General features: G+C 70.0%; 25 protein-coding genes and 4 pseudogenes. 16 read left to right on the forward strand and 13 right to left on the reverse strand.

The genetic code is table 11. The features are described from left to right. Nucleotides 1–256 precede the first annotated feature (256 nt). The 7 genes from LMU33_RS24940 to LMU33_RS24970 all read left to right on the forward strand — a co-directional run bounded on the left by LMU33_RS24940 (nucleotide 257) and on the right by LMU33_RS24970 (nucleotide 6,420). Nucleotides 257–1,441 carry a 4Fe-4S dicluster domain-containing protein gene (locus tag LMU33_RS24940; protein ID WP_228622952.1) on the forward strand — a complete coding sequence of 395 codons (1,185 nt, stop codon included), beginning with the start codon at nucleotides 257–259 and terminating at the stop codon, nucleotides 1,439–1,441. Then, nucleotides 1,438–2,256: an FAD/NAD(P)-binding protein gene (locus LMU33_RS24945; protein WP_228622842.1), complete on the forward strand. Its 819-nt coding sequence runs from the start codon at nucleotides 1,438–1,440 to the stop codon at nucleotides 2,254–2,256. The genes LMU33_RS24940 and LMU33_RS24945 overlap by 4 nt, the downstream gene beginning before the upstream one ends. Before the next feature lies 1 nt (nucleotide 2,257). Beyond that, nucleotides 2,258–3,106 carry an NADH-quinone oxidoreductase subunit B family protein gene (locus tag LMU33_RS24950; protein ID WP_228622843.1) on the forward strand — a complete coding sequence of 283 codons (849 nt, stop codon included), beginning with the start codon at nucleotides 2,258–2,260 and terminating at the stop codon, nucleotides 3,104–3,106. A 25-nt stretch (nucleotides 3,107–3,131) separates the two neighbouring features. After that, nucleotides 3,132–4,478, forward strand: a complete 1,347-nt coding sequence (locus LMU33_RS24955) for a Ni/Fe hydrogenase subunit alpha (RefSeq protein WP_228622844.1) — start codon at nucleotides 3,132–3,134, stop codon at nucleotides 4,476–4,478. Next, nucleotides 4,475–4,954: a hydrogenase maturation protease gene (locus tag LMU33_RS24960; RefSeq protein WP_228622845.1), complete on the forward strand. Its 480-nt coding sequence runs from the start codon at nucleotides 4,475–4,477 to the stop codon at nucleotides 4,952–4,954. Before LMU33_RS24955 ends, LMU33_RS24960 begins: the two co-directional genes overlap by 4 nt. A 268-nt stretch (nucleotides 4,955–5,222) precedes the next feature. Next, a complete protein-coding gene (locus LMU33_RS24965; RefSeq protein WP_443728971.1) occupies nucleotides 5,223–5,843 on the forward strand; it encodes an Rv1733c family protein in 621 nt (206 codons plus the stop codon). A 133-nt stretch (nucleotides 5,844–5,976) separates the two neighbouring features. Continuing rightward, nucleotides 5,977–6,420, forward strand: coding sequence for a universal stress protein (locus LMU33_RS24970; protein ID WP_228622847.1), 444 nt, complete (start codon nucleotides 5,977–5,979; stop codon nucleotides 6,418–6,420). 34 nt (nucleotides 6,421–6,454) lie between these two features. On the opposite strand, the gene LMU33_RS24975 is transcribed toward LMU33_RS24970, so the two are convergent. The 8 genes and pseudogenes from LMU33_RS24975 to LMU33_RS25010 all read right to left on the reverse strand — a co-directional run. Continuing rightward, a complete protein-coding gene (locus LMU33_RS24975) occupies nucleotides 6,455–7,111 on the reverse strand; it encodes a potassium channel family protein (protein WP_228622848.1) in 657 nt (218 codons plus the stop codon). Beyond that, on the reverse strand, nucleotides 7,108–7,767 hold the full coding sequence (locus LMU33_RS24980; RefSeq protein WP_228622849.1) for a potassium channel family protein: 660 nt from the start codon (nucleotides 7,765–7,767) through the stop codon (nucleotides 7,108–7,110). The genes LMU33_RS24975 and LMU33_RS24980 overlap by 4 nt, the downstream gene beginning before the upstream one ends. Next, on the reverse strand, nucleotides 7,764–10,619 hold the full coding sequence (locus LMU33_RS24985) for a cation-translocating P-type ATPase (protein ID WP_228622850.1): 2,856 nt from the start codon (nucleotides 10,617–10,619) through the stop codon (nucleotides 7,764–7,766). Before LMU33_RS24985 ends, LMU33_RS24980 begins: the two co-directional genes overlap by 4 nt. Further along, nucleotides 10,609–11,067, reverse strand: a complete 459-nt coding sequence (locus LMU33_RS24990; protein WP_228622851.1) for a CBS domain-containing protein — start codon at nucleotides 11,065–11,067, stop codon at nucleotides 10,609–10,611. Before LMU33_RS24990 ends, LMU33_RS24985 begins: the two co-directional genes overlap by 11 nt. 39 nt (nucleotides 11,068–11,106) lie before the next feature. Next, complete coding sequence (locus tag LMU33_RS24995; RefSeq protein WP_228622852.1) at nucleotides 11,107–12,096, reverse strand: Acg family FMN-binding oxidoreductase; 990 nt, start codon at nucleotides 12,094–12,096, stop codon at nucleotides 11,107–11,109. A 30-nt stretch (nucleotides 12,097–12,126) separates the two neighbouring features. After that, on the reverse strand, nucleotides 12,127–13,005 hold the full coding sequence (locus tag LMU33_RS25000; RefSeq protein ID WP_228622853.1) for a universal stress protein: 879 nt from the start codon (nucleotides 13,003–13,005) through the stop codon (nucleotides 12,127–12,129). Between the two features lie 16 nt (nucleotides 13,006–13,021). Next, a pseudogene (locus tag LMU33_RS42225) lies at nucleotides 13,022–13,204 on the reverse strand (DUF1918 domain-containing protein); the annotation flags it as partial. Between the two features lie 207 nt (nucleotides 13,205–13,411). Continuing rightward, a pseudogene (locus tag LMU33_RS25010) lies at nucleotides 13,412–14,275 on the reverse strand (nicotinate phosphoribosyltransferase); the annotation flags it as partial. A gap of 390 nt (nucleotides 14,276–14,665) precedes the next feature. Between LMU33_RS25010 and LMU33_RS25015 the strand changes: the two are divergent. Then, nucleotides 14,666–16,201, forward strand: a complete 1,536-nt coding sequence (locus LMU33_RS25015; RefSeq protein WP_228622855.1) for an MFS transporter — start codon at nucleotides 14,666–14,668, stop codon at nucleotides 16,199–16,201. A 57-nt stretch (nucleotides 16,202–16,258) separates the two neighbouring features. Here the strand turns inward: LMU33_RS25015 and LMU33_RS41220 are convergent, their stop codons facing one another. Both LMU33_RS41220 and LMU33_RS25025 read right to left on the reverse strand, forming a co-directional pair. Continuing rightward, a complete protein-coding gene (locus LMU33_RS41220) occupies nucleotides 16,259–16,567 on the reverse strand; it encodes a DUF1214 domain-containing protein (protein WP_228622856.1) in 309 nt (102 codons plus the stop codon). A gap of 185 nt (nucleotides 16,568–16,752) precedes the next feature. Continuing rightward, nucleotides 16,753–16,896: pseudogene (locus tag LMU33_RS25025) on the reverse strand (AAA family ATPase); the annotation flags it as partial. A gap of 676 nt (nucleotides 16,897–17,572) precedes the next feature. Here LMU33_RS25025 and LMU33_RS25030 point away from each other — a divergent pair. After that, nucleotides 17,573–18,052 carry an ATP-binding protein gene (locus LMU33_RS25030; RefSeq protein WP_228622857.1) on the forward strand — a complete coding sequence of 160 codons (480 nt, stop codon included), beginning with the start codon at nucleotides 17,573–17,575 and terminating at the stop codon, nucleotides 18,050–18,052. Nucleotides 18,053–18,481: 429 nt separating this feature from the next. Continuing rightward, a pseudogene (locus tag LMU33_RS25035) lies at nucleotides 18,482–18,649 on the forward strand (alpha/beta fold hydrolase); the annotation flags it as partial. A 487-nt stretch (nucleotides 18,650–19,136) separates the two neighbouring features. Here LMU33_RS25035 and LMU33_RS25040 read toward each other — a convergent pair. The 3 genes from LMU33_RS25040 to LMU33_RS25050 all read right to left on the reverse strand — a co-directional run bounded on the left by LMU33_RS25040 (nucleotide 19,137) and on the right by LMU33_RS25050 (nucleotide 22,495). After that, nucleotides 19,137–20,717, reverse strand: a complete 1,581-nt coding sequence (locus LMU33_RS25040) for a multicopper oxidase family protein (protein WP_228622858.1) — start codon at nucleotides 20,715–20,717, stop codon at nucleotides 19,137–19,139. Nucleotides 20,718–21,422: 705 nt separating this feature from the next. Beyond that, nucleotides 21,423–22,187, reverse strand: a complete 765-nt coding sequence (locus LMU33_RS25045) for a hypothetical protein (RefSeq protein ID WP_228622859.1) — start codon at nucleotides 22,185–22,187, stop codon at nucleotides 21,423–21,425. After that, nucleotides 22,184–22,495, reverse strand: coding sequence for a PadR family transcriptional regulator (locus LMU33_RS25050; RefSeq protein WP_228622860.1), 312 nt, complete (start codon nucleotides 22,493–22,495; stop codon nucleotides 22,184–22,186). Before LMU33_RS25050 ends, LMU33_RS25045 begins: the two co-directional genes overlap by 4 nt. 81 nt (nucleotides 22,496–22,576) lie before the next feature. On the opposite strand from LMU33_RS25050, the gene LMU33_RS25055 reads away from it, so the two are divergent. The 6 genes from LMU33_RS25055 to LMU33_RS25080 all read left to right on the forward strand — a co-directional run bounded on the left by LMU33_RS25055 (nucleotide 22,577) and on the right by LMU33_RS25080 (nucleotide 26,591). Then, entirely contained in the window at nucleotides 22,577–23,611 is a 1,035-nt protein-coding gene (locus LMU33_RS25055) for a hypothetical protein (RefSeq protein WP_228622861.1), read from the forward strand. 2 nt (nucleotides 23,612–23,613) lie between these two features. Next, on the forward strand, nucleotides 23,614–23,943 hold the full coding sequence (locus LMU33_RS25060) for a P-loop NTPase family protein (protein WP_228622862.1): 330 nt from the start codon (nucleotides 23,614–23,616) through the stop codon (nucleotides 23,941–23,943). Next, nucleotides 23,921–24,565 carry an ATP-binding cassette domain-containing protein gene (locus LMU33_RS25065; protein WP_228622863.1) on the forward strand — a complete coding sequence of 215 codons (645 nt, stop codon included), beginning with the start codon at nucleotides 23,921–23,923 and terminating at the stop codon, nucleotides 24,563–24,565. Before LMU33_RS25060 ends, LMU33_RS25065 begins: the two co-directional genes overlap by 23 nt. Before the next feature lie 175 nt (nucleotides 24,566–24,740). Continuing rightward, complete coding sequence (locus tag LMU33_RS25070; RefSeq protein WP_228622864.1) at nucleotides 24,741–25,046, forward strand: ABC transporter permease; 306 nt, start codon at nucleotides 24,741–24,743, stop codon at nucleotides 25,044–25,046. A 12-nt stretch (nucleotides 25,047–25,058) separates the two neighbouring features. Next, on the forward strand, nucleotides 25,059–25,310 hold the full coding sequence (locus LMU33_RS25075; RefSeq protein WP_228622865.1) for a hypothetical protein: 252 nt from the start codon (nucleotides 25,059–25,061) through the stop codon (nucleotides 25,308–25,310). 132 nt (nucleotides 25,311–25,442) lie between these two features. Then, nucleotides 25,443–26,591, forward strand: a complete 1,149-nt coding sequence (locus tag LMU33_RS25080; protein WP_228622866.1) for an ISAs1 family transposase — start codon at nucleotides 25,443–25,445, stop codon at nucleotides 26,589–26,591. Nucleotides 26,592–26,745: the final 154 nt, after the last annotated feature.

The following is a 26,745-nucleotide window of genomic DNA, read 5'->3' on the forward strand; positions in this document are numbered from 1 at the left end:
CTATCTGGTCTCCGGCTGGACCAGGCAGGGCCTGGGTCCGTCCGTCTCCGCGAGAGATCGTGGCCGCTCCGGATCGCCTGCCCGTAGTTGCTCTCTGTCACCACAACTGCCGGTTCCGGTCAACGGGACCAATGGACCCGGCGTACGTGTCCACGTGGCTCTGTCGGTGCCGCGCCACAGCGGAAATGCTGCGATCGTGGGTCTGAAGGGACGGCGGGGCTCCACGTGCCGTCCGCTGTGCCGAAGGAGGCCGGTCATGAGCACCGACGCCGATGCGCATGCCTCCCAGCTGCCCGCGTCCGACGGGCTCGTCATGGGCAAGGACGGTATGGCCGCGCTCGTGGACGTGCTGATCCGACGCGGGTTCACCGTGGTCGGGCCCACCGCGCGGGACGGCGCCATCGTGCTGGCGGAGCTGCGGTCGGCCGACGAGTTGCCGTACGGATGGGGTGTGGAGCTGGAAGCCGGGCGGTACCGGCTGCGGGAGCGGCCGGACGGCGCGGCCTTCGCGAACGCGGCGGGTCCCCAGTCGTGGAAGTCCTTCCTGCACCCGGCACGGGTGCGGGAATGGAGCGCCGACCAGGTGGATGGTGATCTGGTCATCACGGCCGACCAGGCCACGCCGCCTCGGTACGCGTTCCTGGGTGTGCGCCCCTGCGATCTGAGGGCCATCGCCATCCAGGACCGCGTACTGACCGGTGGGGCGCACCGCGATCCCGGCTACGAGGGGCGGCGTTCCGGGGCCCTGCTGATCGTGGTCGAGTGCACGGAGCCCGGCGCCACGTGCTTCTGCGTCTCGATGGGCACCGGACCCGCTGCCGGTCCCGGCTACGACCTGGTGATGACGGAAGTCGTCGATGAGGACGGTCACCGCTTCTGGGTCCGCGGCGGCAGCCGGGAAGGCGCGGAGATCCTGGCCGAACTGCCCGGCCGCCCGGCCGACCCGGAAACCCGGGAGACGGCTCGCGCAGGCGTCACGGCCGCCGCGGAGCGCATGGGACGGACCATGCCGGAGGCGGACCTGCGGGAGCTGATGGCCGGAACCCTCGACGCCCCCCGCTGGGACGACGTCGCAGGGCGGTGCCTGACGTGCGGCAACTGCACCATGGCGTGCCCCACCTGCTTCTGCACCACCACCGAGGACGTCACCGACCTCACCGGCGACCACGCGGAGCGGTGGCGGCTGTGGGACTCCTGCTTCGACCTGGACTTCTCCCAGCTGCACGGCGGTCCGGTCCGCGCCTCTTCCCGCAGCCGCTACCGGCAGTGGATGACCCACAAACTCGGCACCTGGTACGACCAGTTCGGGTCGTCCGGCTGCGTGGGCTGCGGACGCTGCATCGTGTGGTGCCCCGTCGGCATCGACATCACCGAGGAAGCGGCCGCACTGCACGACTGGACACAGTCCGGGAAGTCGGCATCGGCGCCGGAGCCACCATGAGCACCGTGATGCCCCCGCTGCCGTACCGGGTCGCCGGCACCTGGGACGAGACCGGCGACACCCGGTCGATCGAGCTGGTGCCGGCCGGACGGAAACTCCCGCCTTTCGCACCAGGACAGTTCGCGATGATCTACGCGTTCGGGGTCGGTGAGGTGCCCGTCTCTGCCAGCGCCGTGCAGGGCCGCCACGGAGGGCTCGTACACACCGTGCGTGCGGTGGGTGCGGTCTCCGCCGCCCTCTGCCGGCTGCGCCCCGGTGACAGCGTCGGGCTCAGCGGGCCGTACGGCACCGGCTGGGACCTCGAAACGGCGGCCGGCCACGATGTCCTGATCGTCGCCGGAGGCATCGGTCTGGCACCGTTGCGGCCGGTCGTCCACGCCGTCCTGGACCGGCAGGCGGCGTACGGTCCGCTCGCGGTACTGCTGGGCGCGCGCACTCCTGCCGACCTGATCTACCGCGAAGAGGCGGAGAGCTGGCGCGGTCGGGCCCGGGTGGAGGTGACCGTCGACCGGCCCGCCCCGGGCTGGCAGGGCGCGGTGGGCGTGGTCACCACGCTCCTGGACCACCTCGAACTGCGCCCGGAACGGACCTGCGCGTTGGTGTGCGGGCCTGAGGTGATGATGCGTCACACGGCACGCGACCTCGTGACCCGGGGCCTGGCCCCGCACTGCATTCAGGTGTCCCTGGAACGCAACATGCACTGCGCCACCGGCCACTGCGGCCACTGCCAGCTCGGTCCGCTCCTGCTGTGCCGCGACGGGCCGGTCGTCGGCTACGACCGCGTGGCGCCCCTGCTCCTTGTGAGGGAGTTGTGACATGGCCACCGAACCTGGGCAGGCCCGCGACCCGCGGCCGACGCTCGCCGTGTGGAAGTTCGCCTCCTGCGACGGCTGCCAGCTGACCCTGCTGGACTGCGAGGACGAACTCCTCGGCCTCACCGAGCGCGCACGGATCGACCACTTCCTGGAGATGACCCCGGCCGAGGGCGCCGACCGGGCACGTGCACGGCTGGAGGGCCGGGGGCCGTACGACCTCTCCCTGGTCGAAGGGTCGATCACCACCACCGAGGACGCCGAGCGGATCCAGCACGTCCGCCGCATCTCCCGGTACCTGGTGACCATCGGGGCCTGCGCCACCGCGGGCGGCATCCAGGCACTGCGCAACTTCGCCGACGTCGACGACTTCCTCGCCGCCGTCTACGCCCGGCCGGAGTACATCGCCACCCTGGAGACCTCGACACCGATCTCGGCCCACGTGCCGGTCGACTTCGAGCTGCGCGGGTGCCCCATCGACCGTCGCCAGCTCCTCGAGGTCATCACCGCCTACCTGGCCGGCCGCAGGCCCCAGATCTCCGACCACAGCGTCTGCTTCGAGTGCAAGAGGCGCGGCACCACCTGCATCACCGTGGCCCACGGCACCCCCTGTCTGGGCCCGGTCACGCACGCGGGGTGCGGCGCCATCTGCCCCGCCTACGGACGCGGCTGCTACGGCTGTTTCGGACCGTCGAGCAAACCCAATCTGCGCTCCATGATCGCCCAGTTGCGCCACGACGGGATGAGCGAGCGGGACATCCAGCGTGTCTTCCACACCTTCAACGCCGCGTCGCCGGAATATGCCCCCGTACCCGACCTCACGGCCGAGGAGCGACAGGGCCCTCCGGCCTGACGGACCCCCGCCCGGAAAGGCTCGCATGAACCATCGCGGAACCCGCGTCCTGCGGCTGGACGCGCTGGCCAGGGTGGAAGGCGAGGCTGCCCTCCACCTGCGCGTCGAGGGTGACACGGTCGCCGAGACGCGGTTGCGCATCTACGAACCCCCACGCTTCTTCGAGGCCTTCCTGACCGGCCGGGGCCACACCGAACCCCCTGACATCACCGCCCGTATCTGCGGCATCTGCCCGGTCGCCTACCAGATGAGCGCCTGCCAGGCGATCGAGAACGCCGGCGGCGTCACGGTCGACGGCCCCCTCGCGGAACTGCGCCGCCTGCTGTACTGCGGCGAGTGGATCGAGAGCCACACCCTGCACATCTACCTGCTGCACGCCCCGGACTTCCTGGGGCGTGCCGACGTCGTGGAACTCGCCCGCGACCAACGAGCCGCCGTCGAGCGCGGCCTGAGGCTCAAGCAGGCCGGCAACGCGATCGTCGAACAGCTCGGCGGCCGCCCCATCCACCCGGTCAACGTCCGGATCGGCGGCTTCTACCGGACGCCGACGCCGGACGAGCTACGCCCTCTGGCGGAACGGCTGAGACAAGCCCGGGACGACGCGCTGGAGACCGTCCGCTGGGTGGCGGCGTTCGACTTCCCCGACGCGGTGTGCGACCACGACCTGTTCGCGCTGCGCGACCCCGGCCGGTACGCCGTCGACACCGGAACACCGGCGGTCATGGCCGCTGCCGACAACGGCCGGGAGCCGCACCCGATCCCCCTGTCCGACTTCGAACAGCACGTCCAGGAAGGGCAGGTGCCCCACTCCACCGCTCTGACGGCCACGCTCGACGGCCGCCGCTACCTCACCGGCCCGCTGGCTCGCTACGCGATCAACGGCCAGTGGCTGCATCCCGTGGCCGCCGAGGCGGCGAGGGCAGCCGGTCTCGGTGATCACGCGGCCGGCGCCATCTGCGACAACCCCTTCCGCAGCATCGTCGTACGGGCCATCGAAGTGGTGCAGGCCGTAGAGGAGGCTTTGCGGATCATCGACGGATACGAACGACCTCCCCGGCCGGCCGTCGAGGTCCCGCCACGCCGGGGCGTGGGCCTCGGGGCCACCGAGGCGCCCCGCGGCCTGCTGTACCACCGCTACGCGCTGACGGAGGACGGCACGCTCACCGAGGCCCGTATCGTCCCGCCCACGGCCCAGAACCAGACGGCCATCGAGGAGGACGTGCGCAGAGCCGTCCAGGCTCGCCTCGACGGGCCCGGGCCCGCCGCCGACGACGAGGAACTGACTCGTCTCTGCGAACGGGCCATCCGCAACCATGATCCCTGCATCTCCTGTGCCGCCCACTTCCTCGACGTGACCGTGGAACGCGCGTGAGCGGGCGGGTCGTGGTGATCGGCGTGGGCAATCCCCTGCGTGGCGACGACGGAGTCGGCCCCGCGGCCGTCGAGGCTCTGCGAGGCCGTGTACCCGACGGCACCGCCCTGGCGGTCAGCGACGGCGAACCCGCGCGCATGCTGGACCTGTGGCGTGGCGCGGACACGGTGGTCATGGTGGAAGCTCTCAGGACACGGTCGGCCCGGCCGGGGGAACTGCACATCCTCTCGGCGGCCGACGCGGCCTCCCGGACAGTGGCCACGGCGAGCACGCACGCGCTCGGGCTCGGAGAGTGCCTGGCCTTGGCAGCGGCCCTCGACCAGCTGCCGCCGAGACTCGTGGTGCACGCCATGGAAGTGGCCGACGTGGAACTGGGCGAGGGGCTGAGTGAAGCGGTGCGGTCGGTGCTTCCCGAGTTGATCGACCGGGTCGCCGCTTCCGTTCGACAGGCGCACGGACAAGACCCGGAGCAGTAGGGGGCCGACTGTGGGAGCGCTATGAGGCCGGGCTTCCTTCGTTGGGCCTGGGGCGCCCTTCCGAGCAGGTGCTGGCCGCGCACATCGTGGCTTCGGCGGCCGATCGTGCCGAACGGCGCAACCCGGATGTGAAGGTCACCACCGGCACCGTGCCCGATGGGGCCCAACGGCACTCACAAGGACCGTGAGGCCCTTGTCCGGCCGGTTGGCGAGGCGGGACGGTCAAAGGGCGCAAAGAACCGACGGCTCCAGGGCGGAGGCCCGTGCCATGCGGACACCTCGGACTCCCGGTCACCGGCCCGCCTCCGGCTCGCCCGGTGAATCCTCGCGCGGGCCCGGGGTCCGAAGCCCTTTGGAACGGGCGGTGGACCGGTGGGAGCGCAGGCTGCGCGTCATCCTGACAGTCGTCACCCTCGTGGTGCTGCCGTTGGTGGCGTGGGGTGCCGGACAGGCGGTGTACGGCCACTACACGCAGGTACGACAGGTTCAGTTGGCCCGACTGCATCCCGTCGCGGCGCGGCTGCTGACGGACGCGAGGTCGTCCGGTGACCGCCGCGGGGCGCAGCCGGGCTTCCATGCGCTGGTGCGCTGGAGCGACCGGGACGGCAGCCGAACGGGCACCGCGCCGGTCAGGGCATGGCTTCACCGGGGCGCCACGGCGACGGTATGGCTCGACGCCCGCGGGGTCATCGCCGTTCCGCCCGAGAACCGGGACTTCGCCGTGACCGCCGGTGTGGCGATGGGCTTCGCGACGGCTTTCGGCGGCGTGGCTGCCGCCTACGGCGCCCGGCGGGGCATCTACCGCAGCATCGACCGCCGACGCCTCGCCCAGTGGAACCGCGAGTGGGAGCGCGTGGAGCCCGGGTGGGTGACGCGCTACGGGCGTTGACGGCACCGTCGCTCCCGTCGCCCGTCATGCCGCCGGATGCTCATCGCTGGCGGTGCGGCGAGGGGGCCCTCAGCGTGGTGAACAGAGGTGCACCGGCCCGGCGGGCACAGACACCGAAAGAGATGTGGGACGCATGGACAAGGATGCCTCCGAGCACCGGGTGGTGGTCGGTGTCGACGGGTCGCAGTCCTCGTACGAGGCCCTGCGCTGGGCAGTGCGCTATGCCGGCCTGGTCGGCGGCACCGTGGACGCGGTCGCGGTGTGGGAGCTGCCGGGCCTGTACGGCTGGTCGGGGCCCGCTGTGGACCTGGACGTCGACGAAGACGAGACCCGGCAGAAGATGAACCAGGAACTGATCGATGTTCTCGGCGCGGGAGCTGCCGACGCGGTCCGGACCCACGTGGTGCACGGCAACCCCGCCGACGTCCTGCTGAGAGCAGCCGAAGGAGCCGAGGTCGTGGTCGTCGGCAGCCGGGGCAGGGGCGGGTTCGCCCGTGCCCTGCTCGGCTCTGTCAGCCAGCATGTGTCGCAGCATGCGAGCTGCCCGGTCGTGATCGTGCGCTGCCAGAAGCAGTGACGCGAAGCCGGTCCCGTGCCGGGGGGGGGGCAGCTCACTGGAAGGCCGCGTGGATCTCCTGCTCGGTCGCCTCGTGCGACACGAGCAGCAACTCGTCGCCGGGGAGCAGCCGCACCTCGGGACTTGGGACAGTGGGCTGCCCGCCGCGTACGACGGTGGCGACCACGGTGCCGGCGGGCAGGGAGACCTCGCCCAGCGTGTGACCGGCGGCCCGGGACCGTTCGGTGATCGCGGTCTCGATGACCTCGACACCGGCCTTGCTCAGTCGCAGCAGGGCCACCGTGTCCGTGGCTCCGGTGGCTTCCTCGATGAGGGAGATCAGCGGGGTGGCGGCGGGCACCGCCGCGTCCACGCCCCACCGCTGGTCGAAGAGCCAGGCGTTCTCCGCCTCGTTGACGCGCGCGGCAACCCGCCCCACCCCGAACTGCCGCTTCGCCAGCAGGCTGATGACCAGGTTGTCCTCGTCGCGGCCGGTGACCGCGATGACGAGGTCGCAGGCCAGCGCGCCCGCGCTCTCCAACAGACCCGGCTCGCAGGCGTCCCCCCTCACGAGGCGCACGTGCGGCAGGCCTCCGAGTTCCGCCACGCGCTCGTCGTCGTACTCGACGAGGGTGACGTCGTTGCGGGCGGCGGACAGCACCTGGGCGATCTGGGTGCCGAGTCGGCCCGCGCCCGCGATCAGGACCTTCACGTTCCCAGCTCCTTGTCGAGAAAGCCGCTCAGCCGGCCCAGCGCCGTTGCGGCGACACCGAAAGTGACGAGGTCGCCGGGCTCGGCCAGGACACCGCGTGCGGGGAGCAGCGAGCGGTCGCCACGGGTGATCTCCACGACCCGGATCTCGCCGTCGACGTCGAACTCCGTGACCTGCCGTCCGGTGAGATAGGACGGCAGCTGGGAGCGGACGAGGAGCGTCTCGCCGTTGCCGAAGGAGACCTCCGGTGTGAGGTGCCGGTGCAGCAGCATCTGGTGGATGCGGCCCACGGCCCAGCGGACGCTGGAGATGGTCGGGATTCCCAGGTCCCGGTAGATGTCGGCGCGGCGTGGATCGTGGATGCGGGCGAGGACGATCGGGACCCGGTACGTCTCCTTGGCGGTGCGCGCGCTGACGATGTTGCTGTTGTCCCCGGAGGTGACGGCGACGAACGCGTCCGCATGGGCGATGCCGGCCGATTCCAGCGCGGACCGGCTGAAGCCGTTCCCGACGTGGAAGGCGCCGGGGAAGCCCGGTGACAACCTCTGCCGCGCTTTGGGCTGGCGGTCGATGAGGCGGACGTCGTGGCCCTCGGTGACGAGTTGCGTGGCCAGGGTGGCCCCGAGCCGACCGCAGCCCGCGATGATCACTCTCATGGCGTTCCTCCCTTCGGGGATGCTCTCCGGTGCCGCAGCGTCCACTTGCGGAGTTCCTCGGCCGCCAGCAGCAGTGCTCCGAACGCCACCAGGACCGCCCAGTCGGCTGGGGCCAGCGGCGCGGTGTTGAAGACGGCCTGGAGCGGTGGCGCGTAGCTGATGGCGGCCATCAGTCCGATGCCGAAGCAGCCGGCGGCCAGCAGCCACGGATTGCTCAGCAGACCGGCTCGGAAGACGCTCTGCCGGTCGGTGCGCACGGCCAGCGCGTTGAAGAACTGGCTGACGACGATGCCGGCCTGGACCATGGTGATCGCCTCGCGGTAGACGGGGTTGTCCTTGGTGAAGTCCGCGTAGGGGATGCCGGAGGCGTGGATGTGCCAGAAGAAGACGGCGCACACGCCGAGGGCCTGGATACCCCCCAGGAAGAGGATGCGGCCCATGACGGCGGCCGAGAAGAGCCGCTCCTGGCGGGGCCTCGGCGGGCTGTTCATGACGTCGGGTTCCATCGGTTCCGCGCCGAGCGCGAGGGCGGGCAGCACGTCGGAGCCGAGGTCGATGGCGAGGATCTGTACGGCCGTGATCGGCACCAGCGGAAACCCGGCGAAGGTCGCCGCGAGGATCGGCATGAGTTCGGCGATGTTGTGGCTGAAGAGGTAGATCAGGAACTTGCGGATGTTGCGGTAGACCGAGCGGCCCAGTCCCACCGCGGTCGTGATGGAGGCGAAGGAGTCGTCGAGCAGCACCATCACGGCGGCCTCGCGGGCGACGTCGGTGCCGGAGGCGCCCATGGCGACGCCGATGTCGGCGTGCTTGAGGGCCGGGGCGTCGTTGGCCCCGTCGCCGGTGACGGCTACGACCTCTCCGCGCCGCTGCAGCGCGGTGACCACCCGCATCTTGTGCTCGGGGCTGACGCGGCACAGCAGTAGTTCGGTGGAGCCGGCCAGCAGGTCGTCCAGCCCGCTGTCGTCCATCGTGTCCAGCTGGGTGCCGGTCGCCACGGCCGGAGCCGTCTCGCGCACGATGCCGACGCGACGGGCGACCGCCTCCGCGGTCAGCGGATGGTCCCCGGTGACCATGACGATGCGGATCCCGGCCCGCCGGCACGAGTCCACCGCGTCCCGTACCTCTGGCCGGGGCGGGTCGTACATCCCGGCGAGCCCCAGCAGGGTCAGCTCCGACTCGACATGCGCGATCGGCGGCCGAGGCCCGGAGACCTGCCGTCGGGCGACCGCCAGCACGCGCAGGCCCTGCCCGGCCATGCCGTCCGCGGCTGCGACCACACGGCTGCGATCGGCCTCCGTCAGCGGCGTCTTCCCGTCACCGTGGTCGAGGGCGTCGCAGCGGGTGAGCAGTTCGAGGGGGGCGCCTTTGGTACATGCGAAATACGTCCCGTCGCTGTCGCGATGGACGGTGCTCATCAGTTTCCGCGCCGAGTCGAAGGGATACTCCGCCACCCGGGGTGCCCGCATCTCCTCCTCGGCGGGGTCCAGACCGGCCTTCATGGCCGCCACCAGCAGCGCACCCTCGGTGGTGTCTCCCAGCACCCGCCACGCGTCCCGTCCGGTGGGCCGCACCAGTCGGGCGTTGCTGCACAGAGCTGCCGCCCGCAGCAGCTCCCGTACGGGCGGGGCGTCGGCGATCTCACCCACCGGCGCGTACCCCACTCCCGCCGCGGCGTGCGACACCCCGTCCGCCCACAGCTGCACGACGGTCATCTCGGCCTGCGTGAGAGTGCCCGTCTTGTCGGTGCAGATCACGCTGGTCGAACCCAGGGCCTCCACGGCGAGCAACTGCTTGACCAGTGCGTGCCGACGGGCCATGCGACGGACACCGATCGCCAGCGACACGGAGAGCGTGGCCGGCAGCCCCTCGGGCACGAGAGCGACCATAACTCCCAGCGAGAAGACGAACGTGTCGACGAATGGCTGCCCGCTGGGCACGCGCACCGCGAACAGGGCGGCGCCGGTTGCGAGTGCCACAGCCGCGACCCGGCGGGCCATGACGGCGACCTGCCGCTGCAGTGGGGTCTGCTGCCTGGGGGCGGCGGCGGTGAGCCGGAAGATCCTCCCGAACTCGGTGGCCGTGCCGGTGGCGAACACGACGGCCTTGCCGGTGCCGGCGACCAGATCGGTACCCATGAAGACGCAGTTGCGTGCCTCCAGCGGCGGCCCCGGCGGCACGGGTTCCGCGATGCGCGTGACGGGATCGCTCTCACCGGTGAGCGCGGCGTTGTTGACGGCCGCTTCTTGAGCCTCGACCAGCCGGCAGTCGGCCGGGACCGCGTCGCCGGCCTCCAGGACCACCACATCGCCCGGCACCAGATCCCGCGCGGACGACTCCCGCCGTTCCCCGTCCCGCAGTACCCGGCAGGTGTGCGGCACCATCGCCTGCAAGGACTCTGCGGTGCGCTCGGCGGAGTACTCCTGTGCGAAACCGATGCCGGCGTTCAGCAGCACCACACCGAGAATGGCCAGGGCCAGTTGCAGGGTGGCCGGGTCCCGGGGCTGTCCCAGCCAGTAGGCGAGGAACGTGATCGCCGCGGAGACGAGTAGGACGACCGCGAAGAGGTCGGTGAACTGGGCGAGCAGCCGACGCCATAGCTGGCCGTGGCTCGCTTCGGGCAGCTCGTTGGGGCCGTAGCGGTCCCGTCGGGCGGTGGTCTCGGCCGGTGTCAGACCGCGCGGGGAGCTTTCCAGAGCGGCGAAGACCGCGGGAACCGGCAGGGAGGGGATCGACGGCACAGGGGTGCTCGGCCGGTCCGTGGGTGGCGCCTGTGCCGCGGTCTCGCCGCCCGCCGCCGGACCGTCCTCGTGGAGCGCGGTCGTGCCCTGCCGGGCCTGTTCAGGGTTCATCCGGGGCTCCGGCCTCCTGGGGCGGTCCCGGAGGCTCCTGCAGGACGCTCCAGGCCACCGGTCCCAGGAGGTCGGCGAACCGCCGGAAGAGGTCGAGGAAGAGGTCGTCGATCGTCAGCACCCCCACCACCCGGCCCGCGTCCAGGACCGGAAGCCGGCGGACCCCCGTGCGACGGAACGTGCGATAGGCAGCCCCTAGATCCTCGACGGCCTCGACCGTGACGACGCGGGTCGACATCACCGCGTCCACCCGGGCCCTCGCGTCCAGGCCGCCGCCCATGCCACGAACGGCGAGGTCGCGGTCGGTGACGATGCCGTGCAGTGCTCCGTCCTCGACCACCAGCACAGACCCGACGGCGCTCTCGGTCATCTGCCGGGCCACCTCGACCAGGGTGGCGTTCGGCGCCACGCACACCGGAGGAGCCGTCATCACCTCGGAGACCTTCATGCGCTCCTCCTCGCTGTCCAATGGTTCGCAAGGTCCGACTCAGAGAACGTCGAGCACTTCGGGCACCGCCCGCCGTGGGCTCGCGGGGCCTTCGGGGCCGTGACCGAGCCGGATGACCATCTGGACATGAGCCATCGCGGAGACGGGGTCGCGGACGGCCCACCGGATCTCGGGCCACTCCAGGGGCTGGGAAGTGACCGAGGCGACGAGCCCGTCCGTCGTGGCCTGGAGCAGGACCCGTTCCAGTGCCTGACCGGCCGACAACCAGTCCGCGGGCCCGTCGTGGGCCGTGCCCAGCAGGGCGATGTTCGGTTCCCTCTCGAAGGGCGCCCAGCCGCGTTCGGGCAGCGGACGACCGACGGCGAAGTCACGCACGGGGACCGAGGTGTGGCGCTGCCGAGGACCGAAAGCCTCGGCGGCGATGCCGTCAACGGCCCCGGCATTGCCGGAAGAGCCGGTGTGCGCCCAGCGCGCCGTCTCCTCACGCACGTCCGGCGCGAGCGCCTCCCTGCCCTCGGCATCCCGCACCAGCTCCAGGATCGACTGCACGTGCCATGCGCCGGGGAACAGCAGCTGTGCGCCCTCGGCGAGCGCAGCTTCCTGCAACGTCTCCTGCACGGCGACGGGGAGCGTCTCCTCGCGGAAGGGGAAGCGGCTGGAGTGACGGCGATGGATCGCAGGACTCAGCCGGGCGAGCGCCCCGTCGGGGGTTCCCGTGCCGCACAGATGCGCCTCGGCGAGGAACTCCGGGCAGGCCGGGTCCGGTAGCAACCGGACGACCGGCGCGAGCCCGGCTGCCGCGGCGGCCACGCGCAGGTTGAGCAGCGCGGCGCCGCACCCCACGTGCAGGCCGCGGTTCTCGGGGTCGGTTCGCGGGAGTGCCCGCTCCAGGTCCGCGTACAGCCGCAGGACACCGGTGTCCCGCAGGTAGCGGAAGGTCCAGGGCTGGGCGTTGTGCAGCGAGGGCGCCGCCGCGGCATCCGCCACGAGCCCGGCGACGGTGTCCACGTCGAGAGGTTGTGCAGTCACGGCGGCTTCCCTTCGTGCCGGTCTGCCGGTTCACTCGCGGGTCGGTACGGCGATGAGAGGGCAGCGGGCGTGGTGCAGCACGCCTTGGCTGACCGAGCCCAGCAGCATGCCGGCGAAGCCTCCGCGGCCCCGGGTCCCCACCACCAGACCCAACGCATGCGCCGAGGCGTCGGTGAGCACCTGGACGGGATGCCCGACGAGCACTTCGTGGTGCAGGTCCACCTCGGGATAGCGGGCGTGGCGTCCTGCCACGATTTCCGAGAGGAGCCGTCGGCACTCCTGCTGCGGCTGGTGCTCGTCGAAGACCCTCAGCGCTCCGGGCTCCCAGACGAGCAGGGCCCGCAGCCGGGCGCCGCGCAGGGCCGCCTCCTCGAACGCCACGTCGACCGCGGCGGCGGAGTGCTCGCTGCCGTCCACACCGACGACGAAGTACGCCGGCTCCTCGGTGATGTGTTCCGGCTCGGGGACGACCACCAGGGGACAGCGCGTACGGGCCATGACCGGCAGGGCAACCGACGCGGAGCCGAACACCTCCTGCTTCCGGCTCAGGTGCCGCGATCCCAGCACGACGGCGGTGGCGTCGCGGCTCTGCTCGCGCAGCACCCACACCGGATCGCCCTCCGCGAGCAGCGCGTCGACCTGGAGCTGCGGGTGCCGGGCCGCCACGAAGTCCACGGCCTGCCCCAGCACCTGTTGGCCGGCCTTGTGCAGAGCCTCGTTCCACTCCTCCCACGACGGCGGGACTTCCTGCCTCCGATAGCCCCTGGTGGGCATGCCCTCGACGTGGACGGCGCGCAACGGCAGCCGACGGCGGGCGGCCTCGTCGGCCGCCCAGGCCAGTGCCATCCGGTGGACGGGATCGGGATCGACACCCACCACGATCGGCCGGCGGTCACCGGGCCCGGACATGCCCGCCTCCGCTCACCAAGTGCCGGACGTACGCATCAGGACCCGGGAAGTACAGGGTCACTCGTCCGTCCTCGGCCCACCGTACGTCGTAGGGCGGGCTGCCGTCCTGATGGTGGAGGCCGACGATCTCGCCGTCGCGCGCGACGACCCCGGCCGTGGTCCCACTTACCACGATCTCGTCGCCCACACGGGCGCGCATGGAGGTGCCTGTTGCCTCTGGACCGGCCTGCGCGACGGCCTGCGCGTTCTTCGCTGGTGCGGGAAAGGACATCGCCCTCGCCTCCTCCCTGCGGTGGCGCGGAGGGATGCCGCCGCCACTTCCATGGAAGGCGTTGGCAGCGCCTGCCTGCCAGGGGCCGATGGTCCCCACCGGAGGCCTGCCGACCCTCCGCCGTCACGCGGCAGGTCAGTGTCCGGAGACCGAGAGCGTGGCGGAATGCGGGCCGGCAACGTCCGACGGCGCGGGGCGGTGCTCCGGGCACCGGCGGACTTCGATGTCGGCTCGTACCGAGGCCGTCAGATGGTCGAGCGCCTCGGACCGCACCGGGCGGACCGGCTCGGGATTCTCGATCCGGCGCGCCGAGCCGGGCAGATCGGCCAGGTCCTCGCGGAGCCGCTTGCACGCGTCCAGCCAGTGGTCCGGCGCCCCCGTCCGCCGCCCACGCCGCATGACCGTGCGCAGCAGCGGCTGTGCGGAGTCCGGTGGTTCCTCGGCCGCCAGGGCGATGACGTCCGGCCGCCCGGACCGGCGGAAGACCTGCTTGCGGCCCGGGGCCGTGACCTTCGCCGAGGACAGTTTCATCACGGGACGGCCGTCGTACTCGACGAGCTTGTAGGCGGCGCCCAGGTACGGGGCGTCCGCGGCGACGCCCACCTTCGTGCCCACGGCGTACACGTCGATCGAGGCTCCGGCGCGTATGAGCCGGTCCACCCCGTACTCGTCGAGTCCGCCGCTGGCCACGATCCGTACGTCGGTCAGCCCGGCGGCGTCGAGCAGCGCGCGCGACCGCCGCGAAAGTGCGTCGAGGTCTCCACTGTCCAGGCGGATCGCGCAGCCGGGACCATGCCGCAGATCGGCCAGGACCCGGGCCGCGATCCTGACACCTTGATACGTGTCATAGGTGTCGACGAGGAAGGTGACCGGACCGGGGTGACAGCGGGCGAGTGCGCGGAACGCCTCCTCCTCACCGGGGAAGGCTTCGATGTAGGAGTGGGCCATGGTGCCCGAGGCCGGAATGCCCAAGGATGCGGCGGCGACGACGTTGCTGGTGCTGGTTGGTGATCTCCAACTGTGGTTTGGCGCTACGGCCGTTCCCGAACTTGTAGGGGGCGAGGCCGAGTTTCGGTGCATCTCGGTACCCCCACGTGATCGACATGTTGAGTACTCGGCGGTCTGCTTGGCGTTCATGATATTGAGGCCCAGGTCGCAGACGCGGCGACGTCCCCGCCCCGGACGGTTATCGAGCAGTCCGTCCGTCGGCAGGCGGACAATCGTTGCCGTTCGCCAGCAGGTTGATGACGAGCCTGGACGGTGTACGACGGGCCTCGGCTGACCCGAACGCCGGACTTCCGCGCGTGTTGCTCCGGGGGAACCCGACGGTACGTGGCGGCCGGGTTAGCGTCGACCGGCATGCGACGTGGGAGTGCGGGAGGTGTCGCGGTGCCGACGGTCGGGCGACGCACGAACGTGACGACCCTGCCGATCATTCTCGGCCTCGCCCTCGCTTTCACGGTCACGGTCGTCGACCCGCTGGTGCTCAGCCTGAATCTGCCGCAGGTGAGCCGGGCCCTGCATGCTCCGCCGCACGTCCTCGGGTTGCTGAGCGGGGCGGCGACGCTGGTGATGGCTGTCGCCGTCCTCGCCGCGGGCCGCCTCGGGGACGTCTTCGGCCTCAAGCGGCTGCTGATGCGGGGACTCGTCGTCGTCACGGTCGTCGACCTGATCTCCATGCTGTCCCCCGGCTATGGCTTCCTGCTGGTGATGCGCCTCCTGGCCGGGCTGGGGATGACAGCGCTGCTGGGAGTGCCGTTGGCCCTGGTGAAAGTGGCGGTACCGCCGGAGAAGCGCCCTGTGGGCATCGGCATCCTGATGGCCGTCACGACGATCCTTTGCGGGGTGGTTCCCGCGTTCACGGGCTGGATGGTGGCGGCCGTCGGCTGGCGGTTTCTGTTCCTGATCGGTCCACTGATGTGTCTGGTCTCGCTCTGGTTGACGGCCCGCTACGTCCCTGAGTCCCCCGTCCAGCGGGGGCGTCGTCTCGACATGGGCGGCGTGACCATGATCGGGACCGCCCTGCTGGCCCTTGTCGTCGGTCTCGCGGCGGCGCAGAACGGCATCTCCCGGCCAGAGACCTGGGTGCCGCTGGTGATCAGTGCGGTCGGCGCCGTACTTTTCGCGCTCCACGAACGTCGCACTGCCGAACCAGCCCTGGACCTGGTGCTGTTCCGCAGCACACCGTTCAGCGTGGCCCTGGCGGCGACCCTCACACTGAACTTCCTCGCCGCCGGACTCGGCCTCGTTCTGGGGCAGTTCGGAAGCATCGTACTGTCGCTGTCCCCCGAGACCATCGGCCTGCTCTACCTGCCCGGCACCCTGCTGATCGCCGGTGCCGTCATCCTGGCCGGGCGCCTGGTGGGGAAGTACACCCCGCGGCCGGTCATGGTCACCGGTCTGCTGGTGATGGCGGCGAGCGGGCTGCTGCTGGCGGGCACCGCCGGCCCCACGATGGCGCTGTGGCTGCTCGTTCTGGCCACATGGCTGTGCAACCTCGGGTCGCTGGTCACCTCCACGTCCGTGTCCGAGACGGTTCTCTCCCAAGCACCGCCCGGGCATTCCGGCACGGTGGCCTCCGTTCAGATGGCCTTCGCGATGACGGGCTCCGCGTTCGGGCCCACCGTCTACCTTCTGCTTTTCGACTTCTTCTTCCAGCGACGGTGGCTGGCGGACGCGAAAGCACGCGATCTGTCGGTGAGGAAGGCCGAACAAGCCGTGGATGCCGTGCGCAGCGGGATGGCGCAGCACCCGGGTGGCAACGGATACGACCCGAACCTGCTCCGACAGGCCGCAGGACTGAAACTCGGGCTGGACTTCGCCGAGGGCCTGCGGCTCGCCATGCTGACGGTCAGCATCCTGCCGCTCGCCGTGGCGGCACTGGCCTTTGTGCTGATGCCTCGCTGCAAGGAAGCCCGGGCGTAGAGCTCAAGCCACGGCTCACGTCAGTCTCGACGGCGCCACGGTCGCTCCGCCGTGTCGTCAGGCGACGCGGTTGATCGGCGGGCACTCCCATCGGGTGTCGATGACTTCGGTTCGTGGCAGGTACATGCGCAGCGCGGCGAACCAGGTGCCCTGCGCCGGCGTGGGCAGCCAGTTGGGCTCCTCGGCAGATCCCGGCGAATCGGGCTGCAGGCGGATGGTCAGGCTTCCGTCTGCGTCGGTGACCAGTCCGGGGGTGCGGTCACCGATGGAGTAGCGGTCGATCGGGTTGGCGACCAGGTTCCCCGAACCGTCCCATCTGTGGTGGTGGGTAGCGCCAGCCGTTGACGACGTGGGCCCATTCGCCACTGAGCAGTTGCTGTTCGAGCATGGCTACACCGGTGGCTGCGGCCCGGATCAGGCTCTGCTTGACGGGTTCTGGCTGGACTTCGACGTCGATCCCGGGTCCTATGCCGATCTCCGCGAACTGCTTGAGCAGGACCTCGTGGTGCCGCGGCGGCGGCGTCGGGCCGGTTGGTGGCGGCGCGGCGTCATCCGAGCGCGTCGATCTCGTCGATGAAGATGATCGACGGGGGCATGCGGGCTGCTCCGAACAGGTCGCGCACCTGGGAGACACCGACGCCGACGAACATCTCCACGAACGACGAGCCGGCTACGGACAGGAACGGCATGTGAGCCCGCGGCACGGCGCTTACTTGCACCTTCGTCGAGCAGCCAGCTCGGTGCCTTGATCCGGAGCCGTGGGGGAGTGGTCCCGTGCCCCCTCCTTGGAAGAGCCCCAGATGGCGTGTCGGCACGTGCACGGAACGGCACCTGAAACGCTGAAGGTCAGCCCGGCGAGAAAAGTGCCTCCTGAGCCGGCCCTCCTCTCTGTGCCCGCGGCGGGATCCGAACCTGCGACAGCCGCTTCAGGAGAGAGGTGGGGAGGGCGCGCCGGTGACCTGGGGTTTCGATACCTAGTGAGGCGGTTGCGAGCTCGACCGCGAGACACCCTCGTTGACTGAGGCTAACCGCTGCATCTGGCACGGTTGTGGCACGAACCTCAGCCGACGATAGTCAGGCACGACGGCAGGTGCGCCGCCCGATCAGGCGTGCGTGTGTCTCACTGCACCCCCACCGGCACCAGCCACGCTGCTCTTTTCCGGACTAAGAACATGATCAAGCTGGGCTATCGAGGTGAGCCCAAAAGGGGCCATGGGCGGCTTCAGCACGGCCGCCTGAACGGCCCGGGGCGCCGCAACCGCTCTGAGCGCCCAAACCGGTGAGGAGACTGCGCGGCGGCGCGCCTGCACGGGGGTTTGAGGGTACGCGCGTTGCGTAGGGCCAGAACGCTCAGGCGGAGGGCGGGTGAACATGGACAAGCCTGCCCGAAGCCGAGACCGCCCTCAGGCCGTTCTGAAGCCGCTGGTGACCGCGTCGGCGGCGTACGAGGGCGGCCCTGCCGACATCGCCGCCGCCCGCCATCTCGCCCGCGGCTTCCTGGACCGGGTGCAGACAGAGCACTGTCTTCCGGTGTCCGGCCGGGCGATGGGCATGGTGCAGCTGGTCGTCAGCGAGCTGATCACCAACGCCTGCAGGCACGCGCCCGGGCCGTGCCTGCTCGATCTGGAAGTGGACGGCGGCACCGTCAAGATCACGGTCTGGGACAGTGAACCCATGCTTCCGAATGGCACGGGCCGCCGATCCAGGCCGGTGGGCCAGCACGGCCTGGAGATAGTCATGGCCGCGTGGCAGGACTTCGAGGTACACCGGGAACCGGTCGGCAAGCGCACGGTCGCGTCGGTGATGCTCGCCGACGACCCCGGCGGAGTCGTCTCGGGTAGTCACCGCTGAGGCCATCTGCCCCTTGTGGAGCGCGTCAGGGTGTTTGCCCGGACCAGGCCGCCCTACTCTGGCCGCAGCCGTCCTGGTGCACGGGCCGGAGTGGACCGCGGTGTCCGCATCCTTCATCCTCCGGCCGGCCGGTGCTCCTGGCACCAGCCACCGTGCCCCAGGGCGGCCGCTGTCTTGGGGGCGAACAAGGCCGGGTCGTCGCCGCCTCCCAAGGGTGACCAGGGCCCGGTCGCCATCGACGGGGTGAGTAGCTTCTGTTCCCGGCCGGTCGTTGGGCTGTGCGTGGATGCTCGCCATGACGGCGCCAGCCCCTGCGCGCCCTGGCCGGGGGCTTCCGGCGCCGGGCCGAATCGGATGATCACAGCAGGGTCACCGAGCGGGCGCGCGGGAGACTGCGGCCGAAGGCGTGGAACGGGCGGGCGGGATGGGTACCCGAAACTGCAGGAGTACCTCCGTACCAGCCAGGTACCCCTACTCGCGGTCTGGGGCGAGCGGGATGAGATCTTCGGGCCGGACGGCGCGCGAGCGTTCTCCCGTGACCTGCCGGACGCCATCAGCGGATACATCCACGGATTCCTCGGGCGTGTCCTTACATGACGTGCCCCCACATGAGGCGCAGCGAGACTCACGCACTCCGCCTGATCCTCAGCGGACGCGGCGGCCGATGCGACCTCAGCTTGGGAAGATCGTGTCTTCTGACGGCAGTTGGCGCGATGTACTGCGGTGAGGCGATGCAGCAACTCCGGCCGTACCCGTGCCCAAGTCCCTGTTGTTTCCCGCGATTCCCCGTGGCATCCGGCACGCGAATGGCACGCCCCGTCCACTCAGGAGACCGACCCCTGAGCGGAAGCTTTGTCTTGGAGAAACCACGTTGGCGGGTACGTCGACCGACGGGGCGCGCGTGTTTCGCAGTACCCCAGTCGGTCTGAGCCACGCTGCCGCGTGACGTCCGTGAGAGCAAGGTGCAACGGCAGAACCCAGGTGAAGCACGACCGCGGTACGCCAGCTTTGAAAAGGGAAAACCTGGCGGCCTGCGTAATGCAGATCGCCAGGTTCGGCCAGAACGGATGCGGTGTATCAACGTCTACGGCTGGCGCACCAGTTGATCGAGTCTTTTCAGTGTGAGTACTCGGGGCAGCTGGAGTTGCGGTGTCGAGCCAACGGCCAGGGGCCGCATCATCTCGATGGCGCCGCCTGTCGAAGCGCCGTCCTCATGAGAGAGGATGTGGCAGTGCCAGACTGAGGTACCCGGGATGGTGTATGTGCCCACCCATGCGGTGATGTAGTCCGGAGGGGACATGAAGGTGTCCTTGGGCCCGGATTCATAGGCGTTTGCCGGTTGGAAGGGGCCGATAGTGCCGGGAACCGGCCTGCCGTTGGCATCCCACTGTCCGACGTGCCATTGTCCGATCAGCCGGAGCTCCACGATGTGTTCGTGGAAGGGGTGCGCGTCCGGACTGTGGTTGCGCATCGCCCAGACTTCAGTGGAGCCGAGTTGCGGGGTCTCGGTAGGCGGGTCGAAATAGTTGAGCAGCTGGTTCTTGTCCCCGATCTGGGGAACGCCGGGCGTGTTCTCGCCGGCCTGGACCGTTCGAAGACGTGCCTTCGCCAGCTTGACCGCCGACGACTCGCCGTTGTTGGTCTCCCGAATTGTCTTCGGCACACGTGAACGGTCAGGAGACGTCACTTTGCAGTCGACGTCGAACCGCATCAGCTGAGGAATCAGAGGAGCTGCGTTCGGGCCCGGGTAGGGCGCGGGAGCATCGTTGGCCAGCACCCACTTCTCCCCCTTGTGGCCGGTGAAGTCGACGACCACCTTGTAGCGCTCTCCGGGCGCGATCAGCAGGTCACTGATCGGCGCGGGATGCCGCAGATAGCCCTCGTCATTGCCGACCACGGTCATTTTCGGTGCGGCCGACGGAGATCCACCGGCCTGCTGGAGGCTCAGGTGGTAGAACCGAGAGTCGGAGCCGTTGACCAGGGTGAAGGTATAACGACGGGGCTGCACCGCCTGTTTGGGTGCGATGGTCCCGTTGATCACCGGCAGGTCGCCGAAGAATTCCGGATCGGCGTGCGTGTAGCACAGCGAGTGGTCGGCGTTGAACGACTTGTCCTGGAGTACGTAGGCCTTGGCGAAATTACCCTGAGGCAGTCCGAACGACGGCTCCAGCTTGTCGGTGTTGGGCGCCAGTCCTGCCAAGCCCTCGTAGACGTGGTACGAGTCGTGTGCATCGGCGTGGTCGTGGTACCACAAAGGCGCCGCGGCCTGGTTGTTCGGGTAGTTCTGCGTCTGCGATCCACCCGGCGGTACTTCCACACCGTTGGGCAGTGGGACGCCGTCGCTTGCCACGGGCTGAAGACCGCCGTGGCGGTGCGTGGTGATGGTGTTGTTGTCGTTGGGCTGGTCGAACGGAAACACGGGTGTGCCCGCTGCGGGCAGGTTGTTGATGACCCGCACCTTGATGGGACGGTTCTTCTGGGTGACGATGGTCGGCCCGAGGTAGTCCACGGTTGCGTTGGCCGTGCTGTAGCCCAACGTCTTGGTCGGACCCCACGCACTGCTGAACTTGTGGGTGTTATGGACGCGCACCGTGAGTGTGTAGTGATTTTTTCCGTCCGGTGCGGCGACCGGTGGCTGCTGCACATTGTCGACGAAGGGTGTCACTGCGGGCGAGGGGCCGCAGGACGCCGCGGCAGCCAGTGCCGGTGTCGTGAACGGTCCAGCTGCCAACAGCGGTCCGGCCCCGACTACAGCTACGCCGGTAATACTCGCCAGCATTCGCTTCGGTACCAGATGCCTGGTAGGCCGCCGGCTCTGGCTATGCAACTTCGCTCCGAGCAAGAAATCCTCCCATAACGCGTTACCGGGGCCCACACACAATGACCCCATTGAATTGGGGGTCACCAACCGGCTCTATCGGTGGGCTCGACGTGTCTGCCGTCAGGAAACTCTCGCGAACGGCGTCCAGTTGAACACGTCGGCACAAGGATGCACGCCTGCACATATGCCCTTCAGCAACACGTCGGTCTGAGCTACGAATTCGTGATGAGACCACTCGAATGCGGTAAGGGCTGCTGACACGGCCGCGCGTGACGACGTACGACGATGCCTGAGGTGCATTGGGTGGTGCCGATCGGTCCTATGAACTCGTAACACGACGATCGTCCGCCCATACGTGCTGCCTTGGGCAGGCGACCAGCGAACGCCGATGAAGTTCTGTGCCGCTGCTCCTCCGTGTCCGGCACCGAACTCGTTGCCCGCCGCGCGGCCCTCTTCGCCGTGCAACTCCTGGGTCGGTGGTCGGGAATGGTTCAGCGGTACCGGCGCTCGGCGGTCGCGGAGCGCCGGTCGCTCTCCAATGGCTGGGGCCTATGCCCTCTGCTGCCGCAGGTCGCGGCCGGTGCTGATGGCCGTGGCGGCCAGGAGGCCCAGTGCCGTGCTCTCGGCCAGGGACCCTGGGTGAGGAGCGGTCCGGACGACGGCGAGGAGGTTCTGGCCCGCGGCGAGGGTCAGTCCTGTGCCGATGTGCAGAAGGGCCGTGGACAGCCGGCGCGTGGTCGGCAGGGCGGCGGTTCGGGCGATACGGGCGACGAGGACGCACAGGCGGAACGCGACGAATCCGAGCGTGAGCCAGTAGTACGTGACCACGGCTGTGCCAGCGAAGCCGGTGAGGTGTTCGGCCACGCCGCTCCATGCCATCAGGCACAGGGCGACGACCGCGGCGGTCGGGGCGGCCAGGGTGCGGAACGCCGCGGCGGTCAGGCTGCGGAGTGCTGCCCCGCTGAGCGGGGGAAGCGGTGCGGCGAGGCCGATGCCGAGCAGGAGCGGGGCGAGCCACAGGCTGGTGGCGGGGTGATGGATGTCTGCGGTGAGGGTGGTGGAGGGTTCGGCCGAGCGCAGCAGCAGACCGGTGGCCGCGGTGAGCGTGAAGAGTGCGACGGTCAGCACGCGGCGGGTCTGTCCGGTGAACGTCTCGGGCCAGTCGCCGGGGTGGAGCCAGAGGCGCGCGGCCCCCGCGAGGGTGTCGGGCCAGGACCGGACTCCGCCGGCGGACACCTCGTGCCGGATGTCCTCGCCCCATCGCTCACGTACGGCCGGCGGGTAGAGCCGGGTCAGGAGCGTGGCCGCGTTCATGCCGGGTTGATCCCGAGTGCGCGCAGGCCGACGGCGGAGATCCGGGCCATCTGCTGGAGTTCGGCGCGCAGTTGGTCGCGGCCGGCGTCGGTGATCTGCACGGTGCGGTGGCGTTCCTGGGGGCCGGTTGTCTGGTTCGCGGGCTGGATCAGCCCGCGCCCCTCCAGTCGGGAGAGGGCGCCGTAGAGGCTGCCGGGGCCGAGTCTGCGGCCGGTGAGCTCTTCGATCGCGGTGTTGATGGCGTATCCGTGCCGCGGCCCGTCCGCGAGGACGGTGAGCACGAGCATCTGGGCGTCGTTGCTGTGCATGGGTCTCCTTGCCTCCGGCCCACATGGTACGAGTCGCGATACTACTTGTCACGTAGTACGAGACGCGTACTATTGCGGGCCATGGAACACGTGAAGGAGAACGGCCGGGCTTCCTCGGCCGTGGTCTGGGCGAGCCTCGGCGCGGCCGGAGTGTTCGAGGTGTTGACGGTGCTGGAGACCCAGGACAAGACGGTGAGGGCCGCCAGCCCGTGGCAGGACGACCCGTACGACGTGGTGGTGTCCCTGGCTCAGTTTGCGGTGCCGATGCTCGCCCTGGTGATCGCGTTACGGCTGCTCGCGTGGCGGGCGCCGGGGGGTGCGGAGCGGGTGCGGCAGACGGCGCGTGCGGCGGGGGCGATGGTCACGCTGGTCGGACTCACAGTGGTGTCCGAGTGGGCCGCGGTCATCGCCAGGACGCCTGCCTCGTCCTCGGGGACTTGGGCATCGGTGCTGATCGGCGGGCTGGTCGTCAACTCCGTACTCACCGTGGTGGCAGCGGTGTCGCTCGGGCGATGTCACCGCTGGCGCCGCTCGTCCGGCGGTTGGCGGAACGACTGGCTCGGCGACGCCGTCTTCCTCTGCCGACGGATTCCCGTACTGCGGCGCTGGGTTGGTCCGGACGCGGCGGTCTGGGCACGCCGCCGCGCCCTGACGGTGTTCATCACGCTGAGCACGCTGGCCGCGGCGGCCATCACCGGTGCGCAGGCCGTCGGCGAACGCTGGACGGATCCGCTGCTCGTCGTCTGGATGCTGATCGTCGTGGCGACCTCCAACCTCGCCTTCTGCGTGATCGGCAACGCGGTCGCGGGATTCATCGCCCGGCCGCCGCGCACCCGGGCCCGCCGCATCGCCGAGACATCGGCCGTCGCCGGATGCGTCGCGATCAGTGCGGCAACGGCGTTCCGCGACACACTGTGGCCGGTGTTCGGGACAGGATCGCTGACCTCCGTCCCGGCCCTGGGCGCCCTCACACTCGGCGCCGGTCTGGCCACCTCCCTGGTCACAGCAGCGCTCCTGCTCGCCTGCTTCCCGTACGACTCCACCGGCTCGCGGCGCCGCTTCGGCGCGGCCGCCACTCACCTTCGACGACCGGACAAGCACCGGCGAAAGGCGTGACAATGCACCTGTCCACGGCGCACGAACTATCAACACCGACGATCTGTGACCGCGAGCTGTCCAAACGGTACGGACGCAGGCAGGCCGTCAGCGGGCTCGGCCCCACTGTGGAAGCCGGCCAGATCTGCGCGCTGCTCGGCCCGAACGAGGCGGGCAAGACCTCCACGATGCGGATGCCGGTCGGCCGGTCGTCCTCGGACACCGGCAGCGCGAGCATCCTGGGCGAGCTCGTCGGCCTGGGCACGGACGTGCTGAGTCGCGTCGGCGTACTCATCGACGGCCCAGCTTTCGTACCGTGCCTCACCGGCCATGCCAACCTGCGGCTCCTGTAGTTGGCGGCACGACAGGCATGGCTGCCCCCCTCTGGACGACGCCCTGAACCTTGCCGGGTTCGGCGAGGCGCTCGACCGCAAGGTCAAGGGCTATTCGATGGGGATGAAGCAGCGACTGATGCTGGCCCAGGCCCTGATGCGGAAGCCCGGCGTGCTGATCCTTGACGAGCCGGCTAACGGAGGGGACCCCGGCGAGGTCCGAGCCCTGCGTCTGCGCGAGCACCTGGGTGAGCTGGCCCGACGAGGGGCCGCCGTACTCGTCTCCAGCCACCAGCTCGCCGAGGTGCAGCAACTGGCGACCCACGTCGTCGTGATGAACCATGGCCGGCTGATCGCCGCAGGACCGATGGGCGAACTGCTCGGCGAAGCCGGCACTTACCGCCTCCGGGTGGACGACACCGAGCAGGCGACCGCCGTGCTGCGCGCACTGCCCGGCGTCGCGTCGGCCACGACGCAGCGGGACGAGATCGTCGTCACCGCCCCCGGTGTGCTCTCCCGCGACCTGGTCCGCGCGCTGCTCACGGAAGGCATCGGCGTCACGTCCGTGCAGCAGGAGGGCAAGTCCCCGGAAGAGGCGTTCCTGACCATGACCGAAGGAGCCGAAGAGCATGCTGCGCGTTGAACTGACCACCCCACTACTGCGGATCCACACCCTCCCTCGTCATGCTCGCCTGTCTGGCCGCCGTACCCGTGCTGTCCGACTTTCCGTACGCCTCCGAGGCGGGGCATCGCAACGGCCGTCAGACCGGCCTGTTCGGCGCCTCCCCCACTCCGCGCTCAACCACGCCATGGCGAGCATGGAGTTCATCGAACCGCTGCTCCTCCCGATCATGGTGGCCTTGCCGGACGCCGCGATCGCCTCGTCCGACCGGGAGTGGGGAACCCTGCGCCACCTGTACGTCGCGCCCATAAGCCGAGCACGCCTGCTGGCGACCAAGCTCGGAGCTCTGGCCGTTGTGACCGCGATCGCCACCCTGTTTGTGCTGACGGCCGGCCTGCTCGCCGGTGTTGCCATCTACGGCTGGCACCCGTTCCACATCGTCGGCGCTCCGAATCTCACCGACGGCGAGACGGCCACCCGCGTCCTGTCGGCGACCGGCTAGTGCCTGCTGTGCATGCTGAGCATCGCAACGATCGCATTCACCCTGGGACTCCTCCTGCCCCGCGGGATCGAGGCCCTCGGCGCCGTCGTCGCCTTCATGATCGCTGCCGGCATCCTCAACGGCGCGCACACCCTGCACGCCGTGCAAGTCGCCCTGCCCGTGCACTACTGGCAGGACTGGATCCACGCCTTCGACCCTTCAGGGACCGCCCACCTCGGCACCGGCATCGTGGCGCAGGTGGCCACGATCACCCTGCAGGGCTGATTCATAGTCCTGGCGGCTCTGAGAACCTGCAGGTCACAGGGATGTGACGAATCTTCACCCCAGCAGTGCTGCACGCAACGAAGCTCCGATGATCAAGAGGACCTACCAAGTCGCCCGATCATCGGAGCTTCGATGTGCCGTCAGTCTGCCATGGTCTGTCTGGTCAAGCCCTTCTCGCGTCAGCAGCGTGAACTTCCCGGAGTGGAGGCCCGCCTGGCTGTCCTGCCCGATCCGCGTCACCGGCGTGGACGGCGGCACACCCTCGCCTCGGTTCTGCTGACCGCCGCGTGCGCGGTCCTGGCCGGCGCCCGCTCCTATCGGGCCATCGGGCAGTGGGCCCGCCACGCACCCCAGGACACCCTCGTCCGCCTGGGGTTTCGCGCGTGTGGGCCGCTTGGCGTGCGCCGTCCGGCCGGCCTGTCCACCCTGCGCCGGGTGCTGGTCCTGGTGTGTCCCGGCGGGCTCGCCGACCTGCTCGGCCACGGCCCGACCGGGACGGAGACGGTCGCGGTGGACGGCAAGAGCGCCCGCGGCTCGCGCACCGATACCGTGCCCGCCGCCCACCTGCTGTCCGCCGTCACGGCCGCCGGCCGCATCGTCAGCCAGTTACGGGTGCCGGACAAGACCAACGAGATCTCCGCGTTCACCGCCCTGCTGGCCCCGTTCGACCTGGCCGGAACCGTGGTGACCGCGGATGCCCTACACACCCAGCGCGAGCACGCGAAGTGGCTGGTGGAGGTGAAGAAAGCGCACTACCTCCTAGTCGTCAAGGGCAACCAGCCGAACCTGCACGCGGCGCTCAAGGCCCTGCCGTGGAAGGACGTGACCGCCCGCCGCTACGACCGCGAGCGCGGCCACGGACGGCGTGAGACCCGCTCGGTGCGCACGCTCACCGTCACCAGCCTCGGCCTGGACTTCCCGCATGTGGTCCAGGCGGCGAAGATCCTGCGCCACCGCACCGACCTGAAGACCGGCAAGGTCACCCGGCAGACCGTCTACGCGATCACGGACATGGCGGCATCTGAGGCATCGCCGCAGCGGATCGGCCGTCTCACCAGGTCGCAGTGGGGCATCGAAGCGGTGCACCACATCCGGGACACCGCCTTCGCCGAGGACGCCTCCAAGGTCCGCACCGGCCACGGCCCCGCGAACATGGCCACCTTACGGAACCTGGCGATCAACACCCTCCGAGACGCCGGCCACCGCAGCATCGCCGCCGGACTGCGAGAGGTTTCCTACGAACCGTTCACCCGCCCACTCGACCTGCTGAAACTCCCGTGACCTGCAACAACACCCCAGCACCGAGACTTTGAACCAGCCCTGGATCACCCTGGCCACCTGCGCCGCCGTCCTCGTGCTCCTTCGGCGGGACCCCGCGGCATGACACCGGTCCGTTCGCGATGCCCGAACTCCGCGAAGGGAGCCTTGCCGCGGC

It is taken from the genome of Streptomyces barringtoniae, assembly GCF_020819595.1.
Taxonomy (GTDB): Bacteria; Actinomycetota; Actinomycetes; order Streptomycetales; family Streptomycetaceae; genus Streptomyces; species Streptomyces barringtoniae.